Genomic DNA, 20,510 nt, shown 5'->3' with positions numbered 1-20,510 from the left:
TCGCGGAAACTAAGGGCTTTTTCGCTATTTTGTGGTTCTTATTTTAAAATGAGGAGACGGGACTAAGGTTCCGGAAGGAAGTATGGCAAGGCAGGATGAAACAAATGATATTTTTGCGCAAACATCATTTTTGTATGGTGGAAATGCGGATTATATAGATCAGCTTTATGCCGAATATGAGAAAAATCCTAATAATGTAGATCCGCAGTGGCGCGCTTTTTTTGAAACTTTTAAAGACGACAAAGAAGATGTTCTTAAAAACGCTGAAGGGGCGACGTGGAAACGTGCGCATTGGCCATTAAAAGCAAACGGGGAATTAGTTTCTGCTTTAGATGGTAATTGGTCCGTTTTTGAAAAAAATATTGAAGATAAATTAAAAGAAAAAGCAGCGGTTAGTGCCGCTCAAAAGGGGAATATTCCTAGTCAAGACGATATTATCCAAGCGACACGCGATTCTATTAATGCCCTCATGATGATTCGTGCTTTTCGAGAACGTGGGCATCTTCGCGCGCAGCTTGATCCTCTTCAATTATCGGAAAAACAGGAAGATTATAAGGAGTTGTCCCCAGAGGCTTATGGTTTTGGCCCTGCTGATTATGAACGTCCGATTTTTATTGATAATGCACTGGGTCTAGAATATGCGACTGTTTCGCAAATGCTTAAAATTCTCCATCGTACTTATTGTTCAACAATCGGTGTAGAGTATATGCATATTTCTGATCCGGCCCAAAAAGCGTGGCTCCAGGAGCGGATTGAAGGGGCTGATGAGCAAACCGCTTTAACACAGGAAGGTAAAAAAGCTATCCTCAATAAGCTTATTGAAGTGGAAGGTTTTGAACAGTTTCTGGATGTAAAATATAAAGGGACAAAGCGTTTTGGCCTTGATGGCGGTGAAGCGCTTATTCCCGCCCTTGAACAAATTATTAAGCACGGTGGTTCTTTGGGCGTACAGGAAATCATTTTTGGGATGGCTCATCGCGGCCGTTTGAATGTTCTTTCGCAGGTTTTAGCGAAGCCGCATCGGGCTATTTTTCATGAATTTAAAGGTGGTTCTTATAAACCTGACGATGTAGAAGGATCGGGGGACGTAAAGTATCATTTAGGGACTTCGGCTGATCGCGAATTCGATGGTAAAAAAATTCATTTATCACTTTTGGCGAATCCATCTCACCTTGAAATTGTTGATCCAGTTGTCATAGGGAAGGCGCGTTCTAAGCAAGACCAACTTGTTGGTCCCGTACGCACTGAGGTTGTCCCATTAAGCGAGCGGTCGAAAATAATGCCCTTGTTAATTCACGGTGACGCTGCCTTTGCAGGACAAGGAGTCATTCAGGAAACCTTTGGCCTTTCTGGTTTAAAGGGCTACCGCGTCGCGGGGTCTGTTCACGTGATTATCAATAATCAGATAGGATTTACGACTGATCCGCGCTTCTCGCGCTCCTCACCTTATCCGTCTGATGTAGCGAAAATGATTGATGCGCCGATTTTTCATGTGAATGGTGATGATCCTGAAGCTGTTGTGTTTGTAGCAAAAGTGGCAACGGAATTCCGCCAAATCTTCCATAAGCCGGTAGTGATTGATATGTTTTGTTATCGTCGTTATGGGCATAATGAAGGAGACGAACCTTCTTTTACACAGCCGCTCATGTATAAAGCCATTCGCGGTCACAAAACGGTTGTTCAGCTTTATAGTGACAAATTAGTAGCAGAAGGGATAATCGATCCAAAAGAGATTGAGCAATACAAGAAAAAATGGCGTGATAAGCTTGAATCTGAGTTAGAAGCGAGTTCATCTTATAAGCCTAATAAGGCTGATTGGCTTGATGGAAGCTGGACGGGGCTTAAAGCGGCGAGTAATGCCGATGAACAACGCTCCGGAAAGACAGGTGTTGGGCTAAAAACTTTGAAAGAAATTGGGCAGAAACTTGTCGAAATTCCATCAAAATTTCATGTTCATAAAACCATCCAGCGTTTTTTGAAAAACCGCGCTGAAATGTTCGAAACTGGAGAAGGGGTTGACTGGGCAACAGCTGAAGCTTTGGCTTTTGGTTCACTTTGTTTAGAGGGAGCTCCGGTTCGTCTTTCTGGTGAAGATGTTGAGCGTGGGACTTTTTCGCAACGTCACTCTGTTCTTTACGACCAAGAAAATGAAGACCGTTATATTCCTTTAAATAATCTGCAAAAGGGCCAGGCTATTTATGAAGTTGTTAACTCTATGCTCTCTGAAGAAGCGGTCCTTGGTTTTGAATATGGATATTCACTCGCTGAACCACGTGGTTTGACGCTTTGGGAAGCCCAATTTGGTGATTTCTCTAATGGTGCACAGGTCATTTTTGATCAATTTATTTCATCGGCGGAACGTAAGTGGCTTCGTATGTCCGGCCTTGTGTGCTTATTACCTCACGGTTTTGAAGGACAAGGACCGGAACATTCTTCAGCGCGTTTAGAGCGTTTTCTGCAACTTTGCGCGGAAGATAATATGCAGGTTGCTAACTGCACAACTCCTGCAAATTATTTTCATATTCTACGCCGACAAATTAAACGCGATTTCCGTAAACCGTTGATTTTAACGACGCCAAAATCGCTTTTACGCCATAAGCGGGCTGTTTCTCTTTTAAGTGAGATGGGGCCAGGGACAAGTTTCCATCGTTTATTGCTTGATGATGCAGAATATCTTAAGGATTCAGTGGTTAAGTTACGGAAAGATGGCAAAATTCGCCGCGTTGTTCTTTGTACAGGCAAAGTTTATTACGATCTTTACGAAGAGCGTGAAAAGAGAGGAATTGACGATGTTTATTTGTTACGTGTTGAGCAGCTTTATCCTTTCCCAGCCAAGGCGTTGGTGAATATATTGTCGCGTTTCTTACAGGCGGAGATTGTTTGGTGCCAAGAAGAACCTAAAAATATGGGCGCTTGGTCGTTTATTGAGCCTTATCTGGAATGGGTTTTGACTCATATTAATGCGCGGTATCCGCGTGCGCGTTACGCCGGACGCTCTGCGAGTGCATCGCCAGCTACTGGATTAATGTCAAAGCATCTTGAACAACTTGCCGCGTTTCTCGAAGATGCGTTAGGTTCTTAACTTATTATCACTCTGACCTATGGAAAAATATTATGGCTACTGAAATCTGCGTTCCTACTTTGGGCGAATCCGTCACCGAAGCGACGGTCGGCAAATGGTTCAAGAAACTTGGTGAAACCGTGTCCATGGACGAACCTTTGGTTGAATTAGAAACTGATAAGGTAACAGTCGAGGTTCCCTCACCTGTTACAGGAAAATTATCTAAGATCATTGCGAAAGAGGGTGATACAGTTGAAGTAAATGCTCTTTTAGGTTTAGTTGAGGCTGGAGCTACCGATGTTTCTCCACCGTCTTCACCTTCCGCTGATGTTTCTTCGTCAGCTTCCAACCCTTCCATTAAGGCTGCTCCAGCCGCGGTGTTTGGGTCAGTTTCACCTTCTTCAGGCGGTATAATGCCTCCTGCGCCTTCAGCAGCAAAATTAATGGCTGAAAATAATGTGAAAAAAAATGATATTATAGGTTCTGGGAAGCGAGGACAAATTCTTAAAGAAGATGTTTTGAGTGCATTAGAAAAAGGAGAAAAAGCATATGCTTTAACGCCTGCTTCTCCAGTTGCTCCCGCTGATGAAACGCGCGAAGAGCGAGTCCGTATGACAAAGTTGCGTCAAACGATTGCACGTCGTTTAAAAGATGCGCAAAATGTAGCGGCAATGTTAACGACTTTTAATGAAGTCGATATGTCTACAGTCATGGATTTACGCAAGCGTTACAAAGATGTTTTTGAGAAAAAACACGGCGTTAAGCTCGGCTTTATGGGATTTTTTACTAAAGCTGTTTGCCATGCGTTAAAAGAGCTTCCTGCTGTTAATGCGGAAATTGACGGGACGGATATTGTTTATAAAAATTATGTCAATACTGGGATTGCCGTTGGAACCGACAAGGGGCTTGTCGTTCCAGTCGTTCGTGGTGCGGACAAAATGTCGATTGCGGAGATTGAAAAAGAGATTGGCCGTCTAGGGCGTCTTGCTCGCGAAGGGAAATTAGCGGTCTCTGATATGCAAGGTGGGACATTTACCATTACTAATGGTGGCGTTTATGGGTCGTTAATGTCAACGCCGATTTTAAATGCACCGCAGTCTGGTATTTTAGGGATGCACGCGATCAAAGAACGCGCCATGGTTATAGGAGGCCAAATTGTGGTTCGCCCGATGATGTATTTAGCGCTTTCTTATGATCACCGTATTGTAGATGGTCAAGAAGCTGTAACTTTCCTCGTGCGGGTTAAAGAAAGTTTGGAAGATCCAGAGCGTCTTGTTCTTGATTTATAAAAGCACAGTTTTTCAAGATGAAAGGGAAAACGCATGTCTTATGATGTTGTTGTGATTGGAGCAGGTCCCGGTGGTTATGTAGCGGCGATAAAAGCAGCACAGTTGGGCCTTAAAACTGCAATCATCGAAAAATGTGCAACATTAGGTGGTACATGTCTCAATGTCGGTTGTATTCCTTCTAAAGCGTTATTGCATGCTTCAGAGGTATTTGCTGAAGCACAGCACGGTTTCGAAACGCTTGGTGTTTCTGTTTCTAAACCTAAGCTTAACCTTGAGCAAATGATGGAGCACAAAAGGACTGTTGTAACGGCTAATACCAGTGGCGTTTCCTTTTTGATGAAGAAAAATAAAATTGATATTTTTTTAGGGACGGCAAAAATTTTGGGTGCAGGTCAGATTGAAGTTGTTGCCGAAGATGGTGGCAAACAAACCGTCGCAACAAAGAATATTATCATTGCTACTGGTTCAAATGTTGCAGGCATTCCGGGTGTGAATCTAGAAATTGACGAAAAGGTTATTGTGTCTTCCACGGGAGCGCTGGAACTTGAAAAGGTCCCGGCGCGCATGATCGTTATCGGTGCTGGTGTCATAGGTTCGGAGCTCGGTTCGGTATGGAGCCGTTTGGGTGCCAAGGTTACTGTTGTTGAATTTCTTGATAAAGTTTTGGGATCAATGGACAGTGAGATTTCACGGCAGTTTCAGAAGCTAATGGAAAAGCAAGGAATTGAATATAAGCTTGGTACAAAAGTGACCGCTGTGACCAGGTCTAATTCAACCGCTCAAGTAATTGTTGAATCTGTAAAAGGTGGAGCGATTGAAACTTTGGAAGCTGATATTGTCCTCGTTGCTACTGGACGGTCTCCATATACAGAGAGTCTCGGTTTAGCGGAAATGGGTGTTCAATTAGATGAGCGCGGTTTTATTATAACGGATGAGCATTGGCAAACAAATATTCCGGGAATTTATGCGATTGGCGACGTCGTCAAAGGACCAATGTTGGCGCATAAAGCTGAGGAAGAAGGTATCGCTGTGGCTGAAATTTTGGCAGGTCAAAAAGGCCATGTTAATTTTAACGTCATTCCCAGTGTTGTATATACGCAGCCAGAAATTGCTAGTGTAGGCAAGACGGAAGAGGAGCTTAAAGCAGCTGGAATTGATTATAATGTTGGCAAATTCCCCTTTATGGCTAATGGACGTGCGCGAGCAATGCAAAAGAGTGATGGGTTCGTTAAAATCCTCGCTGATAAAAAAACAGATCGAGTCTTAGGTGGGCATATTCTTGGATTTGGTGCCGGTGAAATGATTCACGAAATTGTGGTTCTTATGGAATTTGGCGGTTCTTCAGAAGATTTAGGCCGTTGCTGCCACGCGCATCCTACCTTATCAGAAGCGGTGCGGGAGGCAGCTTTAGCGGTGTTTTCTAAACCTATTCATGTTTAAAACGCTGTAAGGAAAGGCTCACGACGTTTGTCTGAGTACGGCGGAAGAATTTTTATAGGCTGAATATCTTTATGATGAAACAGCCCCTTTTAGGGGCTGTCTCGTCGTATTTCTTGCGTATCAATAAACTAAAATTGCAGCTTTTCATCCTTTTGTTGTTCTCTCATATAGGTTGAAAGGCCCATATGATCGAGAGATTTTAAGAAGGGGCGCGGGGGTAATTCTTCTACATTGACCATGGTCTTGACGTCCCACTCACCGGTAGCAATGAGAACAGCAGCAGCGGCAGCTGGCACACCGGCTGTGTAAGAAATTCCCTGCGTTCCAATTTCGTTAAAAGCTTGCTTATGGTCGGCTATATTATAGAAAAAAATTTCTCTCGGATTTCCATCTTTTTTGCCTTTAATTAAGTCTCCAATGCAGGTTTTTCCTGTGTAATTTTGTGCGAGAGAAGCTGGATCGGGCAAAACGGCTTTCACAACTTTTAAAGGGATAACTTCTTGGCCTTCTGCTGTTTTAACAGGTTGTTCAGATAAGAGCCCAAGATTTTTTAAAACGGTAAAGACATTTATATAATGTTCGCTAAATCCCATCCAAAAACGGACGTTTTGAACATCAAGATTTTTAGATAATGAATGAATTTCATCATGCCCCGTCATATAGGCTTTTTGTTTTCCAACAACCGGTAAATCCCATTCATGGCCGATTTCAAACATTTGATTAGAAACCCATTTCTTATTTTGCCACGACCATGTTTTTCCTGTAAATTCTCTAAAGTTAGTTTCTGGATCAAAATTGGTGGCAAACCAATGCCCGTGATTCCCCGCGTTAATATCGATAATATCAATATCGGTAATTGTGTCAAAATAGTTATCACGCGCTAACGCTGCGTAAGCATTAACAACACCAGGATCAAAGCCAGCTCCCAAAATAGCGGTTACACCCGCTTTTTCGCATTCTTGGCGCCGAGGCCATTCGTAGTTGTTGTACCAAGGAGGTGTTTCACAAATCTTTAAAGGGTCTTCGTGGATTGCGGTATCGATATAGGCACATTTGGTTTCGATACAAGCTGAAAGAACGGACATATTAAGAAAGGGAGATCCGACATTAATAACGATTTTACATTTATTTTTTTGAATAAGTTTTACGGTTTCTTCTACATTCATTGCATCAAGTGCATGACCTTTAAGAATACCTTCTTCTTTCATTGTTTTTTTGTCTTTAATAGAAGCAATAATTGCTTCACATTTTTTAAGTGTTCGTGAAGCGATATGAATTTCACCAAGGATATGGTTATTTTGGGCACATTTATGTGCAACAACCTGTGCGACACCTCCAGCACCAATAATGAGAACGTTCTTCTTCATCATAGGGGTTTATCTCCTTTTTAATATTGCTGCGTGATTGTCCTTTTGTATGCCATTTTTATCATGAAAGGCTATTTTGATAATCATTATAGCTAAATTTGCGCTGGATTGTCAGCGTTCCATCGCATTCTTTCACGACGATAGCGGGCATCGCGATGCCATTAAACCAGTTTTTCTTAACCATTGTATAGCCCGCAGCGTCTTGAAAAGACAGTCTATCACCTATTTTCAGCGGTTCGGGAAACCGAAATGTCCCAAAAATATCACCAGCAAGGCAAGATTTGCCGCAAACCATAATTTCGTTTGATCCTTGATTTGGCTCTAATTGAGCGTTTTCGCGATAAATCAAAAGATCAAGCATATGCGCTTCGACTGAGCTGTCAACGATAGCAAGTTTTTTTTTGTTATACAATGTATCAAGGACACTGACCTCTAATGTAGAACTTTTGGTGATAGCAGCTTCTCCTGGCTCTAAAAAAACGGTTACACCGTGGGTTTGAGAAAAACGTTTTAAACGTTCAGCAAAGGCTTCTAGAGGATAATTTTCAGCAGTAAAGTGAATGCCACCGCCAAGACTAATCCAGTCAACTGCGGCGAAGAGATCTTTAAATTTTTCTTCAATTTGGTTAAGCATTTGGTTAAAAAGACTAAAATCAGCATTTTCGCAGTTATTATGAATCATTAAGCCATTGATAAGAGGCAAGATTTCTTTAATAGCACTTTGATTTGTTTCGCCTAAACGGCTAAAGGGGCGCGAAGGATTTGCAAGATCAAAATTGGATGCACTAATGCCTGGGTTTAGTCTTAAACCTCGCTGAATAGTCTTTGTAGTGCCTGCAAAACGTCGAAGTTGTTGGATTGAATTAAAAATGATTTTATCCGCGTAATGACATGCTTCATCGATTTCATTATCTGCCCAAGCAACTGAATAGGCATGGGTTTCTTTGCCGAACTTTTCTTTTCCTAAACGTAATTCATAGAGGGATGATGATGTAGTTCCATCCATATATTTGGACATAAAATTAAACAGGCTCCACGTGGCAAAGCATTTCAAGGCTAGTAAAATTTTCGCGCCCGATATTTCTCGTAAACGAGCAATGATTTCCATATTTTTCATAATCTTAGATTTCTCTATGAGGTAATAAGGAGTCTCAATCATTGTTTACTCGTTCTCTTTGAAGGATCTTATCATGCATATTAACGTTTAGTACATGGACTAACAGCATGTCTCAAGGAAAAAGAATCATAAAAGAGAATCTGTTTTTGTTCAGCGATAGAAGGTTGCCCTTAATCTAGTTGTGTTTGAGATTTGTGTTATGCGTATGATTAGAAATTTATGTTATTCTCTTGTTATTATGACTTTCGGAGTGTTTTTCATTATAACGACTAATATCGCTGGTTCGATACAAAAAAGCAGTGTTGAAGTTGAGATGATTCCTCAAACTCTTGTCCAGGAGAGTCTGGTTCCTTTAGTTTTTACAGGGCGCAAAGAGCTTAATGGTTTCAAAGGTTACTATAATTATCGGCGAGGTTATCGCAGATATAGCGATGGTTGGTGGTACCCCGAAACAGCATTTACAGAGGTTGCGCGTTTAGATATAAAACGTCCATCATTAGAAGCGACGCTAGCTTTGAAAAAGCCAGACGCCACCCCTTCTTTAGGGAAAAGAGAGCCATGGATGCTGAAAGAACATATTAATTCTTGTATAGCTCGTTATCGTTCCTATAACCAAAATGATAATAGTTATCAGCCTTTTCATGGGCCTCGGAGGCAGTGCTTTTCCCGCGTTTTTCCGGGGTAAAGGGGAGAGAAGACACGAGGGTCTTGGAATATTTTATATTTTGTGTAACTTTTTTATAAAAAGGTTGCTTCATAAGAATTTTCGGTGCCCCTTAAGTTTATTTAAATTTTATTATTATAGGTGTGAAAGAATAGGGGTGATGTGGTTTTATACTTTCTTATTTTCGTTTTGTTAATGATGGGTCGAGAATAGGTTGGAGTTTAGGTAATGACGGTACGGGAAGCAATGTTGATATTGCTGGTTTTGCTTCCCTTTGGTGGTAGTGCTATCATAGGTTTTTTTCGTTCGACCGCCAAAAATAATGAAGCGTGGTTCGCTGGAATAATTGTATTTTTCAGCTTTCTTTTTACGATCGTTCTTTATCCGATGGTTTGTGGAAACCGCGTAGTGCGCTTGGATATTCCTTGGCTTCCTGAGTGGGGAGTCAATTTTGTTTTACGTATGGACGGTTTGTCGTGGCTTTTTTGCCTTTTAATTACAGGAATTGGGCTACTTATCGTCGTTTACGCGCGCTATTATATGAATCCAGCAGATCCGGTTCCGCGTTTTTTTTCTTTATTTTTGGCATTTATGGGGTCGATGGAGGGAATAGTCCTATCAGGAAATCTCGTATTCTTAGTAATTTTTTGGGAATTAACCAGCATTTTTTCCTTTTTATTGATTGGTTATTGGTATTGTAATGCAAGCGCGCGCGATGGGGCACGTGCGGCTTTAACGATCACGGGCCTCGGTGGTTTTTCGCTCCTTATTGGTGTTTTACTCGTCGGCCGTATTGTTGGCAGCTTTGATTTAGATAAGGTGCTGGAATCTGGTGATCTAATTCGTTCAAGCTCCCTGTATATTCCGGTACTTGTTTGTATTTTATTAGCAGGATTAACTAAGAGTGCACAGTTTCCATTCCATTTCTGGCTGCCGAACGCCATGGCTGCCCCAACTCCTGTGTCGTCTTATTTGCATTCAGCGACGATGGTGAAAGCAGGATTATTTTTATTTGTTCGTTTATGGCCGGTTTTGTCGGGGACAGAAAGTTGGTTCTGGTTGGCTGGTTTTTCGGGGCTTACAACATTACTCCTTGGCGCTTATTTTTCAATGTTTCAACGAGATTTGAAAGGCCTTCTTGCTTACTCGACCATTAGCCATCTCGGCTTGATTACTTCGCTTTTAAGCTTTGGCAGCCCACTTGCATGTGTTGCAGCGATTTTTCATATGGCCAATCACGCTACTTTTAAAGCTTCTTTATTTATGGCAGCAGGCATTATTGACTATGAAACGGGTACACGTGATATGTGTAAGTTGACAGGTCTTTTTCGCTATATGCCTATCACGGGGACACTTGCTTTAGTCGCGAGTGCGGCAATGGCTGGAGTTCCTTTGCTGAATGGTTTTTTGTCGAAAGAGATGTTTTTTGCTGCAGCGGTTACGACCAACATGGAATCGTGGTTGGATTGGATTGCGCCTTACGTGGCGACGCTGGCTAGCCTATTCAGTGTAACCTATTCTGTGCGGTTTATTCATGGCGTTTTTTTTGGACCAAAACCCGTCGATTTACTTAAAATACCGCATGAACCACCGCATTTTATGCGTTTTCCGATAGAATTTTTAGTTTTTATTTGTTTACTGGTCGGTGTCTTCCCTAATTTAACGATAGGACCTATTTTAGATAACGCGGTAGTGGCTGTTTTGGGAGAAGAGGCGCCTTTTTATAATTTAGCTGTTTGGCACGGTTTCAACGCCCCATTGATTATGAGTTTTACAGCTTTATTAGGGGGTGTATTGCTTTATATTTTGGGGCGCCGTTATTTCCTATCCTGTGAGGAAAGATCATCTTTTCAGAAGGTGACAAAAAGACGGCGCATTTTTGGACAAATTCTCCTTGTTATTTCTTGGAAGTGGGCGCGTGCGGCGGAAGCTTTTTTATCAACGCGTCGTCTACAAGTTCAATTGCGTTGGGTACTTTCGGTATGCTTTGTATTTATTGGTCTCGTACTTTGGTATGATGGTTTGATTTCAGCCGGTTCGTTACCGCTTTTTCCTCTAGATTTTCCTTTTATTTCTTTTTGGTTTGTCGGCGGAATATGCGCACTTTTAGTTGCTTGGAAGGCAAAATTTCACCGTCTTGCATCATTAATGTTATTGGGAGGAACCGGCTTGATGACTTGTGCCACCTTTGTGTGGCTTTCTGCGCCTGATTTGGCGGTGACACAACTGGTTGTTGAAATTGTGACAACGGTTCTTTTACTTCTCGGTTTGCGATGGTTACCTAAACGTTTGAATGATCCTGTTCGGCAGCCTGCGCATTTTTTAGTATATTCGCGTCGCGTTTGTGATCTAATCATTGCGTTTGTGGGGGGCGCGGGCATGGCGTGGTTATCATTTGCGGTAATGACGCGCCCACAGGGAAACACAATTTCTGATTTTTTTCTCACTCACGCTTATTCTGATGCTGGTGGTCGTAATGTTGTGAATGTATTGCTAGTCGATTTTCGCGGGTTTGACACAATGGGGGAAATTGTGGTTTTGGGCGTAGTTGCGCTCGCCGTTTTTGCACTTTTGCGACGTTTCCGCCCTGCCCCTGACAGTATTGACGCTCCTTCTCAACAACGTATCCAAAAAGCCTTCGATGCGGTACAGCTTGATTATGAAACAGGGAGCACTTCGCCGGATTATTTGATCATTCCCTCTGTTATTATGCGTTGGCTCTTCCCGGTCATTATTGCTTTTGCAGTTTATTTATTGATACGCGGGCACGATGCTTCAGGGGGTGGATTTGCTGGTGGAGTTACTTTGGCAATAGGGTTTATTTTACAATATCTTGCGACTAATATTCGTTGGGTGGAAAATCGTTTACGGGTTTTGCCTTTGCTTTGGATGGGTTTCGGTTTATTATTATCAATGGCGACCGGGATGGGAGCTTGGTTTTTTGGGTATCCTTTCTTAACGTCGTTTTTTCAATATACCGACCTTCCTTGGGTTGGGAAAATTCCCATGGCGTCTGCTTTCTTGTTTGATTTAGGTGTATTTTCTCTAGTTTTAGGGGCTACAGTCCTTATTTTAATTGCGATTGCACACCAATCAATCCGCGTTTATCGCATCGGTAAGAAATCTGTTTTGAAAGAGAAGGAAAGTTAATGGAAGCGGTTCTTTCTTTAGGTATTGGTGTTCTGATTGGATCGGGCATTTGGCTTCTTTTGCGTCCACGGACTTTCCAACTTATTCTAGGTTTGTCGCTTATTTCATACGGCGTCAATCTTTTCATATTTTCAATAAGCAGGCCGCGTAAAAATGTGGCACCTATTGTTGATCCTTCTGTCGTAATTAATTCTGCTAATTATGCCGATCCTTTACCACAAGCTCTGGTTTTAACAGCGATTGTAATTGGTTTCGCGACGACGGCCTTGTTTTTGGTTGTTCTTTTAGTTTCACGTGGTTTAACCGGTTCAGATCATGTTGATGGACGCGAGGCAAAATAACGATGGAAGCCTGGTCGCATCATCTACTTATTTTGCCTATTCTTTTGCCATTGGGCGCTGGAGCAGTGCTGCTTTTTTATGATGAGCGTCGTTCAAAATTAAAATCACTCATTAGTCTTTCTTCTGCAGCTTTATTGGTTGTGATTTCTATTTTGTTGCTTGTACGCGCTCTTGAAGTAGCGCCAGCTTCAGATGTTTATCAGCCTGGTAATTGGCCTCCTCCTTTTGGAATTATTTTGGTCCTCGATCGCTTGAGTGCTATGATGATTTTTCTTTCAAGCTTGTTGATCGCCTCTGCGTTAGTTTTTTCGCAGGCATACTGGTACAAAGCAGGCTCCCATTTTCATTCACTGATGCAGTTCTTGATGGTAGGGATAAATGGTTCTTTTTTGACAGGAGATTTATTCAATTTATTTGTATTTTTTGAAGTTATGTTGACGGCCTCTTATGCACTTGCTTTACACGGCTCTGGTCAGTTACGGGTGCGTGCCGGTATGCATTATGTGGTCATTAATCTTGTTGCCTCTTCATTTTTCTTAATTGGTTCAGCACTCATTTACGGAGTAGCTGGCACACTTAATATGGCTGATTTAGCTGTCAAAATAAAACATATAGCTTTAACGGATGTCGTTTTATTTAAAGTAGGTGTGGTATTCTTAGGTATTGCTTTTTTACTCAAAGTGGGTATGTGGCCGCTTAATTTTTGGCTGACGCCAACCTATAGCGCAGCGGCAGCACCCGTGGGTGCCTCTTTTGCAATTCTGAGTAAAATAGGTATCTACGTTATTTTGCGTTTGATGCTATTATGGTCCGATTTTGAGAGTGGATATTTTACCCATTTTGGTCAGACAGTTTTGTTTTATGGTGGGCTTTGTACTTTGACTTTTGGCTTTATTGGGATGTTAGCTAGTCAAAGTTTGGGGCGTTTGGCGGCTTATAGCGTCCTTGTATCTTCTGGCACCTTGTTAGCAGCGATCGGAGTTGTTAATGAAACGCTGATAGCAGGCGCGCTTTTTTATATTGTTTCTTCAACTTTAACGCTCGGAGCTTTTTTTCTTTTGGTTGAATTGGTTGAGCGCGGTCAGGATACAGCAGCCAATATTTTGGCTGTTACAATGGAAGTATATGGTGATGATGAAAAAGAGGAAGAAGAGGAAGTTGGCATTTATTTTCCCGCAACTTTAGCAATTCTAGGGGCTTGTTTTGCGATTTGTGCAATTTTAATCGTTGGATTACCGCCTTTTTCTGGTTTTGTTGCAAAATTTATGATGCTTAAGGCTGTTCTTAGTTCACGTGAGGGAGACTTTTCTGCCTCTATGCCAGTTTTGCGTGATTGGCTCTTTGCGATCTTTATTACACTTTCTGGTTTTTCAGCTTTGATTGCGATGACGCGCATAGGTATTCGAATTTTTTGGATTCCTCTTGAAAGAAAAGTACCGCGCGTGCAAGTGAGTGAGTTTGCTCCTATCGCTGTTCTTTTAACTTTATGTTTTATTATGACGATTGCAGCTGGCCCTATCGGTCATTATATGTCCGAGACTGCAGAAATTTTGCTTCTTCCCAAGAACTACATCGATAGCGTTCTTGTGGATTTTTTTCCAAAAGATATAGGGAGGAATCAATGAACCGCTTTTTTCCTTATCCGTTTTTAAGTGGTTTAATTGCGCTCATGTGGCTGATTTTAAATAACTTTAGTCTTGGACAGCTGCTGTTAGGAATTATAGTTGCTTTATTTTGTGGTTGGGTGACGCAATTTATTCAACCAGAAAAAAGAGCTGTTAAAAACTGGAATATAGTTTTTAAGTTGATTTTCCGAGTGTTTTTTGATTCTATTTCTGCAAATATTTCAGTAGCTTGGTTTACTTTAACGAAAAGGTATAAAGGACAGCATTCTGGTTTTATTGTTGTTCCTCTTTTGCTTGAAAGCCGTACGGCTTTAGCTATTTTGGCATGCATTTTATCAGCAAGCCCAGGTATTATTTGGGTCACGTATAATAGCAAAAATAATAAACTCCTGATTCATGTATTAAATTTAAAGGATGGGAACGATTATAGACAGTTGATCAAGCAGCGGTACGAAAAATTGCTTTTGGAGATTTTCTCATGAGCATGGTAATTCTTTATTGGGGACTATTTGCTTCGCAATTTTTCTTGAGTTTAGCGATGATTGTGGCCTTATTTCGGCTGATTTATGGCCCAAGAGCACAAGATCGAATCGTTGGTTTAGACGCTCTTTATACGACAGCTATTCTTTTATTCCTTACATTTGATATTTTTTCGGGAACAACCATTTATTTTGAAGTGGCTCTTATTATCGGCCTTTTGGGTTTTACATCGAGTATAGCTTTGGCAAAATTTTTGATGCGTGGAGAAATCATCGAATGAATAATGATATTTCGCCGTGGATTGCTTTTGTTATAACTGCTTTTTTAGTGCTGGGGTCAGGCCTTACGCTGATTGGGACGATAGGATTGGTTCGATTTTCAAATTTTTATGAGCGTCTGCATATGCCTTCATTAGGGACAAGCTGGGGTGCTGGGAGCATTCTAATCGCTTCAGTTCTTTACTCAATATTCGTGGATGATCGTTTTGTCTTCCACGAAATATTATTAGCGGTGTTTTTATTCGTAACAGCGCCCGTGACCTCCATATTACTGTCGCAGGCGGCGGTTTACAGAGATCACTCAGAGAATTATCAAAGAAAGCCCCTGTCCCTTTCGTCGCACGAAGCAGACGGAGGCTCGCCTGCATTAGAAAAAAAACACCAAATCGACGGCTCATAGAGCTATTAATCTACAAAAGCTGATTTTACTGTGTTCTTTTCTCTTCTATGCAACGAATAGGTTTTTCCTCTTTTGGGTCATTAATAAGGTCGTAGAGTATAACAGTTCCTTTTGTTTCCCACCAAATATATTGGGCTCCCACATATTTTGCTCCCGAGGCGGCGATTACATTTGAGCCGATAATGCGTTCACCGTTCCACTGAAAATCGACTAGTGAAACATTGTCAGCGTTAAAATAAGTCGCTTCAATCTCCTCTTTGTTGTTCCCAGTGTCGCATTGATAGACGACTATTTGTGTTGTAGGCTTCGGATCGTCTGGTACTTCAATAATTAAAGCTTCAGCGAAGGCACTGAGCGGGGTGAAAATTGGCGAACTTAAGGCACTCAAAAATCCTAGGATGAGTAAATTTTTTTTCATAATGCTTCCTCAATTATTTAGAACAATAACGTCGATTCTTCTACACAGTAGATGGGCTTTTTCTCTTGTGGGTCGTTTTTAAGGTCGTAAAGTGCGACTCTCTTTTTGGTTTCTAGCCAAATATAATGAGCGCCTGCGTACTTTATTCCTGTATCAGCGATCACCTGTGCGCCGATGACACGTTCATTTTTCCACTCAAAATCAATTAACGAAATAGAGCCAGCATTGAGGTAGGTTGCTTCGATTCGCTCTTTCTCGGTTCCGATATCGCATTGGTAGGCAAGGGTTTGTGCTGAGGGTTTTGGGTCGTCTGGCACTTCAATAATTAAGGAGCCAGCAAAGGCACTAATTGAGCTGAAAAATGGTAAACTTAAAGCGGTAAAAAATCCCAAAATTAGAGTTTTTTTCATAATGTTTCCTTATTATTCAGAATGGTGACTTTGAAAAATGCTATGGTGTCCACGGCAGGATTCGAACCTGCGACCCCAGGATTCATACCACTTCGATTTTCATCGCCAGCCTTATTAAAACAGGCTGTTCGTGGTCTGGACTGTCTCTTCACCTTGAAGCTCGCGCTTTTTAGGTGCTGCCCGTTCAGTCTCTACACCTTCCTCTCTGTGTTAAGAGAGGCTTGGCTCGGGATTGGCATATAGTTCCCTATGAAGCGTTCCCCGAATTTGAACAGATCCACTTTGAAGATTTCTCTTCAAGGCGCCCAATTTTCAGGAATCCTGTGCTCTATCCTACTGAGCTACGCAGACCCAATTGCACTTGATCCTTTTAGCGAAAGTATAAAAGTTAATCAATTGTATAAATATCACTCAATAAGTTTTAATTAATTTCTGCTTCAAGAAGGTCAAGACAGCGTGTCTATTGGAACATTTTTTGCGGTGAATGATTGACTGAGCTTGCATGTTAGGGTGAGGATCAAGCTATTTAGTGAAAATTTTTTATCCTGGGCGATAAAAGCTACTAATGTCCCGGCATTTGGCGGTTCACCCGGGATATCTTGTATCCACGTGGGTAAGCTAACGGTTCCGAAATGCACTTTAACGCGTTGTACCGATATAGGGCTTATCGAATTCAATTGGGCAGAGAATTAGCGGCTAAAATCACTTCGACGGTCACATCTCCCGCCGTGAATCAGACAATTTAAATCATAAGAAGTCGCTGTTTCAGGCACGTGCCCCAAAATATGGTCTAGATTTAGCAGCGTGCGTTCCCCTGTTTCCGTTCATTTTGGGCTACGATATTTGTAAATTGGCGTGAGATAAGCCGAGTATGGCAGAAAACGTTTTCCAATGACTGATTTGCCCGGGTCCATAAGGCCGATAAATCAAGGACTTGTCTGTCAAGAAATGATAATAATTGATTTTTTATTTGTACATCAGGATATTTTTAAACTGATCGTCTTTTATAACTTTATTTCCACATTTATCTGCTTTAAAGTCAGCTTCTTTTAATTTTTATAGGGCATGATAAAAAATATAATGTTCTTTAGATAGTTTATTTCCTCATGCCAACATTAACCAGATTTTTAATGATTCTCTTCATTTTTATTATCATTCTTTTCAGTATCATGGTTGCACTTGTGATTTCAGTTGAGCCAGTAGTGGTGGATATGTATATCGATGTTCCCTTAGATTCATTGAGTTCATCTTCGAAAGTAGATCTATGAAAAGTGACATTGTAATAGACCGTTTTCTTGAAATGATGAGTGCTGAGCGGGCAGCCTCTTCTCATACGCTCGCGGCTTATCGACGTGATTTGCGATGGGCGCAAGGTGCGTTATCTTCGCGTTCTGTTTCGCTTTTATCTGCGCAAAGAGAAGATTTAGTCGCTCTTTTGTCGCTTATGCACACATTTGGTTTTACAGCTGCTTCGCAGGCTCGCCGTTTATCGGCTTTGCGCCAATTTTATCAATTTCTTTTTTCTGAAGGATTGAGAGAAGATGATCCTTCCAGTGATATTAATGCGCCGCGTCAAGGGCGCCCTTTGCCAAAAATCATTAATGAAAATACAGTGGCAAAATTGCTTGATTTTGCTCAATCAGAAACAGATCAGGCAGACTATGGGTCTAAAGATCATCTCCGCGCGCTGCGTCTTCAGGTGCTGAGCGAAATGCTTTACGCGACGGGATTACGTATCAGTGAATTGATTAGTTTACCGGTTCAAGCGGTACGGGGACAGGAACAATGTATTTTGGTTCAGGGGAAAGGTAAAAAAGAACGCATAGTGCTTTTATCAGCTAAAGCGTGTCGGGTTCTTTCTCAATGGTTGGTTTTACGAGATCAAGGAAAGGACGCAGCAAGCCCTTATCTTTTTCCTGCTCATTCATCAACAGGATATGTTGCTCGCCAATTTATTGCGCGGGAATTGAAAGATCTTGCTAAAAGAGCGGGAATAAAAAGTGACAACTTCTCTCCTCATGTATTACGGCACGCTTTTGCTAGTCATCTTTTGCAAAATGGTGCTGATTTGCGCGCAGTGCAGCATTTACTGGGTCATTGTGATATTTCTACAACTCAGATTTATACACATGTATTGGAGTCGGGGCTTTATCGTTTGGTGAATGAGCATCATCCACTTGCTGATCAGAGTGAGTCTGACTAAAAAGAGTATTTTATAAAATAAATTACGGCCATATAGATTACGCAAAATAGGTTGGGTGCTATGTATCATTATCTTGATTTTGAAAAATCAGTTGCCGATCTCGATCTGCAAATCCTTGAACTGAAAAAAATTGCCCAGGAAAAAGGTAGCCTCGATACAGGCGATGAAATCGCACGCCTTGAGGCACGTTCTCAAACAGCTCTGAGGGATCTTTATAAAAAATTATCACCGTGGCAAAAAACACAGGTAGCTCGTCACCCCGATAGGCCTCATTTTATGGATTATTCGGCGCAATTATTGAGTGATGTTACACCTTTGGCAGGTGATCGTAAATTTGCTGAAGATGAGGCCATTCAAGCCGGTTTTGCCCGCTTTAAAGGTGAAGCGGTGGCTTATATTGGCCAAGAAAAAGGGCATGATACACAAACTCGCTTACGTTACAATTTTGGTTCCGCACGTCCAGAGGGATATCGCAAAGCTGCCCGTATCATGGAAATGGCTGACCGTTTTAGTTTACCGTTACTCACATTTGTAGACACAGCAGGTGCCTATCCCGGCGTGAGTGCTGAAGAGCGCGGACAGGCAGAAGCAATTGCCCAATCAACAGCGGCAACTTTGCGTCTGCAGGTTCCTGTTGTTTCTGTTGTCATTGGAGAAGGTGGCTCTGGGGGTGCAATAGCAATTGCTGCAGCTAATAAAATTTATATGTTAGAGCATTCGATCTATTCGGTGATTTCGCCAGAAGGTGCGGCTTCTATTTTGTGGCGCGATTCGACTCGCGCAAAAGATGCGGCGACTAATATGCGCATTACTGCTCAAGACCTTTATCAGTTAAAAATTATTGACGGCATTATTTCTGAACCTATAGGAGGAGCACATCGGGACAAGAAGGCAGCAATTGAAGCTACAGGAAATGCGATTTCAGCTGCTTTAGAATCTATGGCTGGTAAGGATGGCGAAACTGTCAAACAAGAACGTTGGGACAAGTATCTCCAAATTGGTCGCTCTTTAGTATGATATTTTTTTGTATAATTTTTTTAATTAGAGTTTTATTCAATGCAATTAAAGCAATCCTTCTCAGTATTTCTTTTGTCGATAATCGGGGTTTTAAGTGCTTGTCAGCAAAGGCTGCCAACTTCTATTCAAGCTAAGGTTGAACAGGAATTGCCTAAAGAAATTCAAGAGAGAATGGTTGCGCACCATATTGATCAATATGCGCCGATTATGATGCGGTTTTTCAAAGAAGAAAATATTGCTGAAATTTGGAAACAGGACGACACAGGATATTTTATACTCGTGGCGCAGTATCATATTTGCAAATGGTCGGGCCAACTTGGGCCAAAATATCAAGAAGGGGACCGTCAGGCGCCTGAAGGTTTTTATACTATCCATGCGGACCAGATGAATCCTTATTCAAGATATTACCTTTCTTTTAATATAGGTTTTCCTAATCTTTATGATCAAGCACATGGTCGTACAGGGAGTAATCTTATGGTTCACGGTGCTTGTTCTTCTGCGGGCTGTTATTCGATGAGCGACAAAAATATGGCACAAATTTATGCTTTCGCGCGGGATGCTTTTAGAGGAGGACAAAGTGAGTTTCAGCTACATGCCTTCCCTTTTCGCATGACGGATGCTAATATGAAACGTCATCGTGCAGATTCTAATTACCAATTTTGGGTAATGCTTAAAGAAGGTTATGATTTATTTGAAAAGAGGCGCAAACCTCCGAAAATTGAGGTTTATGAAAAACGCTACATTTTCGATTACTCTGGTGATGAGAAATTAGCTTTTGTAATACCTGAAATATAAATTTATTGTAGCATTAGCGCTGTAATATGTCTTAGGGCACTCTGTTTATAATGGGGAGCGGTGGGCGTTTGTGTTTCCTTATAAGGTACCGTTTCATTAAAGCTTGGAAAGAAAGTTAAAATTTTATCCCCAGGTAGCTAAGGGGTACGACGCGGCGATTTTATCCGCAGTATCGATTACTGAGTCGCCTGAAAAATATCAAAAAGTCTCCGCGCTGCTTCTTCCTTGATACTGTCGGCAATAATAACAAATTGAGTTCGCAATGACGTCTTTTGCGGCTTTTTTAGTGAAGAGGTAGTCGAACTTCCTACACTAAATTCGTTGATAATAACAGCACCGGCCAACACGGGCTTTTTAGCACACGGTCGAAAATTTTTTTTGCTAAAATCTAAAAGCTTGACCACGGGGGTAACGGGAATGTGTGTAGTTTTCGTGGGAAACATCAATTTTTGCGG

General features: G+C 41.6%; 18 protein-coding genes and 1 pseudogene. 13 read left to right on the top strand and 6 right to left on the bottom strand.

Going from position 1 to position 20,510, the window contains the following annotated elements:
- Positions 1–82 precede the first annotated feature (82 nt).
- The 3 genes from BANH1_RS06915 to lpdA are packed head-to-tail and all read left to right on the top strand — an operon-like array spanning position 83 to position 5,790.
- The gene (locus tag BANH1_RS06915; RefSeq protein WP_015398645.1) at positions 83–3,082 is read left to right on the top strand and encodes a 2-oxoglutarate dehydrogenase E1 component; all 3,000 of its coding nucleotides are present in this window, start codon (positions 83–85) and stop codon (positions 3,080–3,082) included.
- A gap of 32 nt (positions 3,083–3,114) precedes the next feature.
- Positions 3,115–4,350 carry a 2-oxoglutarate dehydrogenase complex dihydrolipoyllysine-residue succinyltransferase gene (gene odhB, locus BANH1_RS06910; RefSeq protein WP_015398644.1) on the top strand — a complete coding sequence of 412 codons (1,236 nt, stop codon included), beginning with the start codon at positions 3,115–3,117 and terminating at the stop codon, positions 4,348–4,350.
- Positions 4,351–4,383: 33 nt separating this feature from the next.
- On the top strand, positions 4,384–5,790 hold the full coding sequence (gene lpdA / locus BANH1_RS06905; protein ID WP_015398643.1) for a dihydrolipoyl dehydrogenase: 1,407 nt from the start codon (positions 4,384–4,386) through the stop codon (positions 5,788–5,790).
- A 128-nt stretch (positions 5,791–5,918) separates the two neighbouring features.
- Here lpdA and BANH1_RS06900 read toward each other — a convergent pair whose 3' ends face one another.
- Together BANH1_RS06900 and BANH1_RS06895 are read right to left on the bottom strand one after the other, a co-directional pair.
- Entirely contained in the window at positions 5,919–7,157 is a 1,239-nt protein-coding gene (locus BANH1_RS06900; protein ID WP_041583333.1) for a saccharopine dehydrogenase family protein, read from the bottom strand.
- 61 nt (positions 7,158–7,218) lie between these two features.
- A complete protein-coding gene (locus BANH1_RS06895) occupies positions 7,219–8,316 on the bottom strand; it encodes a carboxynorspermidine decarboxylase (protein ID WP_015398641.1) in 1,098 nt (365 codons plus the stop codon).
- 157 nt (positions 8,317–8,473) lie between these two features.
- Between BANH1_RS06895 and BANH1_RS06890 the strand changes: the two genes are divergently transcribed.
- The 7 genes from BANH1_RS06890 (at position 8,474) to mnhG (ending at position 15,212) form a co-directional block, all read left to right on the top strand.
- The gene (locus tag BANH1_RS06890; protein ID WP_015398640.1) at positions 8,474–8,959 is read left to right on the top strand and encodes a BA14K family protein; all 486 of its coding nucleotides are present in this window, start codon (positions 8,474–8,476) and stop codon (positions 8,957–8,959) included.
- A gap of 207 nt (positions 8,960–9,166) precedes the next feature.
- Positions 9,167–12,088, top strand: a complete 2,922-nt coding sequence (locus tag BANH1_RS06885) for a monovalent cation/H+ antiporter subunit A (protein WP_015398639.1) — start codon at positions 9,167–9,169, stop codon at positions 12,086–12,088.
- Positions 12,088–12,429, top strand: a complete 342-nt coding sequence (locus tag BANH1_RS06880; RefSeq protein ID WP_015398638.1) for a Na+/H+ antiporter subunit C — start codon at positions 12,088–12,090, stop codon at positions 12,427–12,429. The genes BANH1_RS06885 and BANH1_RS06880 overlap by 1 nt, the downstream gene beginning before the upstream one ends.
- A gap of 2 nt (positions 12,430–12,431) precedes the next feature.
- Positions 12,432–14,054: a monovalent cation/H+ antiporter subunit D gene (locus BANH1_RS06875; RefSeq protein WP_015398637.1), complete on the top strand. Its 1,623-nt coding sequence runs from the start codon at positions 12,432–12,434 to the stop codon at positions 14,052–14,054.
- Entirely contained in the window at positions 14,051–14,536 is a 486-nt protein-coding gene (locus BANH1_RS06870; RefSeq protein WP_015398636.1) for a Na+/H+ antiporter subunit E, read from the top strand. The genes BANH1_RS06875 and BANH1_RS06870 overlap by 4 nt, the downstream gene beginning before the upstream one ends.
- Positions 14,533–14,814 carry a K+/H+ antiporter subunit F gene (locus BANH1_RS06865; RefSeq protein ID WP_015398635.1) on the top strand — a complete coding sequence of 94 codons (282 nt, stop codon included), beginning with the start codon at positions 14,533–14,535 and terminating at the stop codon, positions 14,812–14,814. The genes BANH1_RS06870 and BANH1_RS06865 overlap by 4 nt, the downstream gene beginning before the upstream one ends.
- Positions 14,811–15,212, top strand: coding sequence for a monovalent cation/H(+) antiporter subunit G (mnhG, locus tag BANH1_RS06860; RefSeq protein ID WP_015398634.1), 402 nt, complete (start codon positions 14,811–14,813; stop codon positions 15,210–15,212). Before BANH1_RS06865 ends, mnhG begins: the two co-directional genes overlap by 4 nt.
- A 25-nt stretch (positions 15,213–15,237) precedes the next feature.
- Here mnhG and BANH1_RS06855 read toward each other — a convergent pair whose 3' ends face one another.
- The 3 genes and pseudogenes from BANH1_RS06855 to BANH1_RS07650 all read right to left on the bottom strand — a co-directional run.
- Positions 15,238–15,630 carry an MliC family protein gene (locus tag BANH1_RS06855; RefSeq protein WP_015398633.1) on the bottom strand — a complete coding sequence of 131 codons (393 nt, stop codon included), beginning with the start codon at positions 15,628–15,630 and terminating at the stop codon, positions 15,238–15,240.
- A 17-nt stretch (positions 15,631–15,647) separates the two neighbouring features.
- Positions 15,648–16,040 (bottom strand): MliC family protein, encoded by a 393-nt coding sequence (locus tag BANH1_RS06850; RefSeq protein WP_015398632.1) that lies wholly within the window; start codon positions 16,038–16,040, stop codon positions 15,648–15,650.
- A 411-nt stretch (positions 16,041–16,451) separates the two neighbouring features.
- Positions 16,452–16,861: pseudogene (locus BANH1_RS07650) on the bottom strand (3-dehydroquinate synthase family protein); the annotation flags it as partial.
- Between the two features lie 443 nt (positions 16,862–17,304).
- On the opposite strand from BANH1_RS07650, the gene BANH1_RS06845 reads away from it, so the two are divergent.
- The 3 genes from BANH1_RS06845 to BANH1_RS06835 are packed head-to-tail and all read left to right on the top strand — an operon-like array spanning position 17,305 to position 20,055.
- Complete coding sequence (locus BANH1_RS06845; RefSeq protein WP_015398631.1) at positions 17,305–18,243, top strand: tyrosine recombinase; 939 nt, start codon at positions 17,305–17,307, stop codon at positions 18,241–18,243.
- Positions 18,244–18,303: 60 nt separating this feature from the next.
- Positions 18,304–19,260, top strand: a complete 957-nt coding sequence (locus BANH1_RS06840; protein ID WP_015398630.1) for an acetyl-CoA carboxylase carboxyltransferase subunit alpha — start codon at positions 18,304–18,306, stop codon at positions 19,258–19,260.
- Positions 19,261–19,299: 39 nt separating this feature from the next.
- Entirely contained in the window at positions 19,300–20,055 is a 756-nt protein-coding gene (locus BANH1_RS06835) for a L,D-transpeptidase family protein (protein WP_015398629.1), read from the top strand.
- A 176-nt stretch (positions 20,056–20,231) separates the two neighbouring features.
- On the opposite strand, the gene BANH1_RS06830 is transcribed toward BANH1_RS06835, so the two are convergent.
- Positions 20,232–20,498, bottom strand: coding sequence for a hypothetical protein (locus tag BANH1_RS06830; protein ID WP_041583131.1), 267 nt, complete (start codon positions 20,496–20,498; stop codon positions 20,232–20,234).
- Positions 20,499–20,510 lie beyond the last annotated feature (12 nt).

The sequence above is a fragment of the Bartonella australis AUST/NH1 genome (genome assembly GCF_000341355.1).
GTDB classification, from domain to species: domain Bacteria; phylum Pseudomonadota; class Alphaproteobacteria; order Rhizobiales; family Rhizobiaceae; genus Bartonella; species Bartonella australis.
Note: the sequence above shows the minus strand (reverse complement) of the source record. Positions and strands in the feature narration are given on the sequence as shown.

Excerpts from the sequence above, each read along its gene's own strand:
- odhB (WP_015398644.1), top strand. The coding sequence starts at position 3,115 with ATGGCTACTGAAATCTGCGTTCCTACTTTGGGCGAATCCGTCACCGAA.
- BANH1_RS06840 (WP_015398630.1), top strand. The coding sequence starts at position 18,304 with ATGTATCATTATCTTGATTTTGAAAAATCAGTTGCCGATCTCGATCTG.
- BANH1_RS06890 (WP_015398640.1), top strand. The coding sequence starts at position 8,474 with ATGCGTATGATTAGAAATTTATGTTATTCTCTTGTTATTATGACTTTC.
- BANH1_RS06865 (WP_015398635.1), top strand. The coding sequence starts at position 14,533 with ATGAGCATGGTAATTCTTTATTGGGGACTATTTGCTTCGCAATTTTTC.
- BANH1_RS06830 (WP_041583131.1), bottom strand. The coding sequence starts at position 20,498 with ATGTTTCCCACGAAAACTACACACATTCCCGTTACCCCCGTGGTCAAG.
- BANH1_RS06845 (WP_015398631.1), top strand. The coding sequence starts at position 17,305 with ATGAAAAGTGACATTGTAATAGACCGTTTTCTTGAAATGATGAGTGCT.
- BANH1_RS06885 (WP_015398639.1), top strand. The coding sequence starts at position 9,167 with ATGACGGTACGGGAAGCAATGTTGATATTGCTGGTTTTGCTTCCCTTT.
- BANH1_RS06850 (WP_015398632.1), bottom strand. The coding sequence starts at position 16,040 with ATGAAAAAAACTCTAATTTTGGGATTTTTTACCGCTTTAAGTTTACCA.
- BANH1_RS06900 (WP_041583333.1), bottom strand. The coding sequence starts at position 7,157 with ATGAAGAAGAACGTTCTCATTATTGGTGCTGGAGGTGTCGCACAGGTT.
- BANH1_RS06855 (WP_015398633.1), bottom strand. The coding sequence starts at position 15,630 with ATGAAAAAAAATTTACTCATCCTAGGATTTTTGAGTGCCTTAAGTTCG.
- BANH1_RS06875 (WP_015398637.1), top strand. The coding sequence starts at position 12,432 with ATGGAAGCCTGGTCGCATCATCTACTTATTTTGCCTATTCTTTTGCCA.
- BANH1_RS06870 (WP_015398636.1), top strand. The coding sequence starts at position 14,051 with ATGAACCGCTTTTTTCCTTATCCGTTTTTAAGTGGTTTAATTGCGCTC.
- BANH1_RS06915 (WP_015398645.1), top strand. The coding sequence starts at position 83 with ATGGCAAGGCAGGATGAAACAAATGATATTTTTGCGCAAACATCATTT.
- BANH1_RS06835 (WP_015398629.1), top strand. The coding sequence starts at position 19,300 with ATGCAATTAAAGCAATCCTTCTCAGTATTTCTTTTGTCGATAATCGGG.
- BANH1_RS06895 (WP_015398641.1), bottom strand. The coding sequence starts at position 8,316 with ATGATTGAGACTCCTTATTACCTCATAGAGAAATCTAAGATTATGAAA.
- mnhG (WP_015398634.1), top strand. The coding sequence starts at position 14,811 with ATGAATAATGATATTTCGCCGTGGATTGCTTTTGTTATAACTGCTTTT.
- BANH1_RS06880 (WP_015398638.1), top strand. The coding sequence starts at position 12,088 with ATGGAAGCGGTTCTTTCTTTAGGTATTGGTGTTCTGATTGGATCGGGC.
- lpdA (WP_015398643.1), top strand. The coding sequence starts at position 4,384 with ATGTCTTATGATGTTGTTGTGATTGGAGCAGGTCCCGGTGGTTATGTA.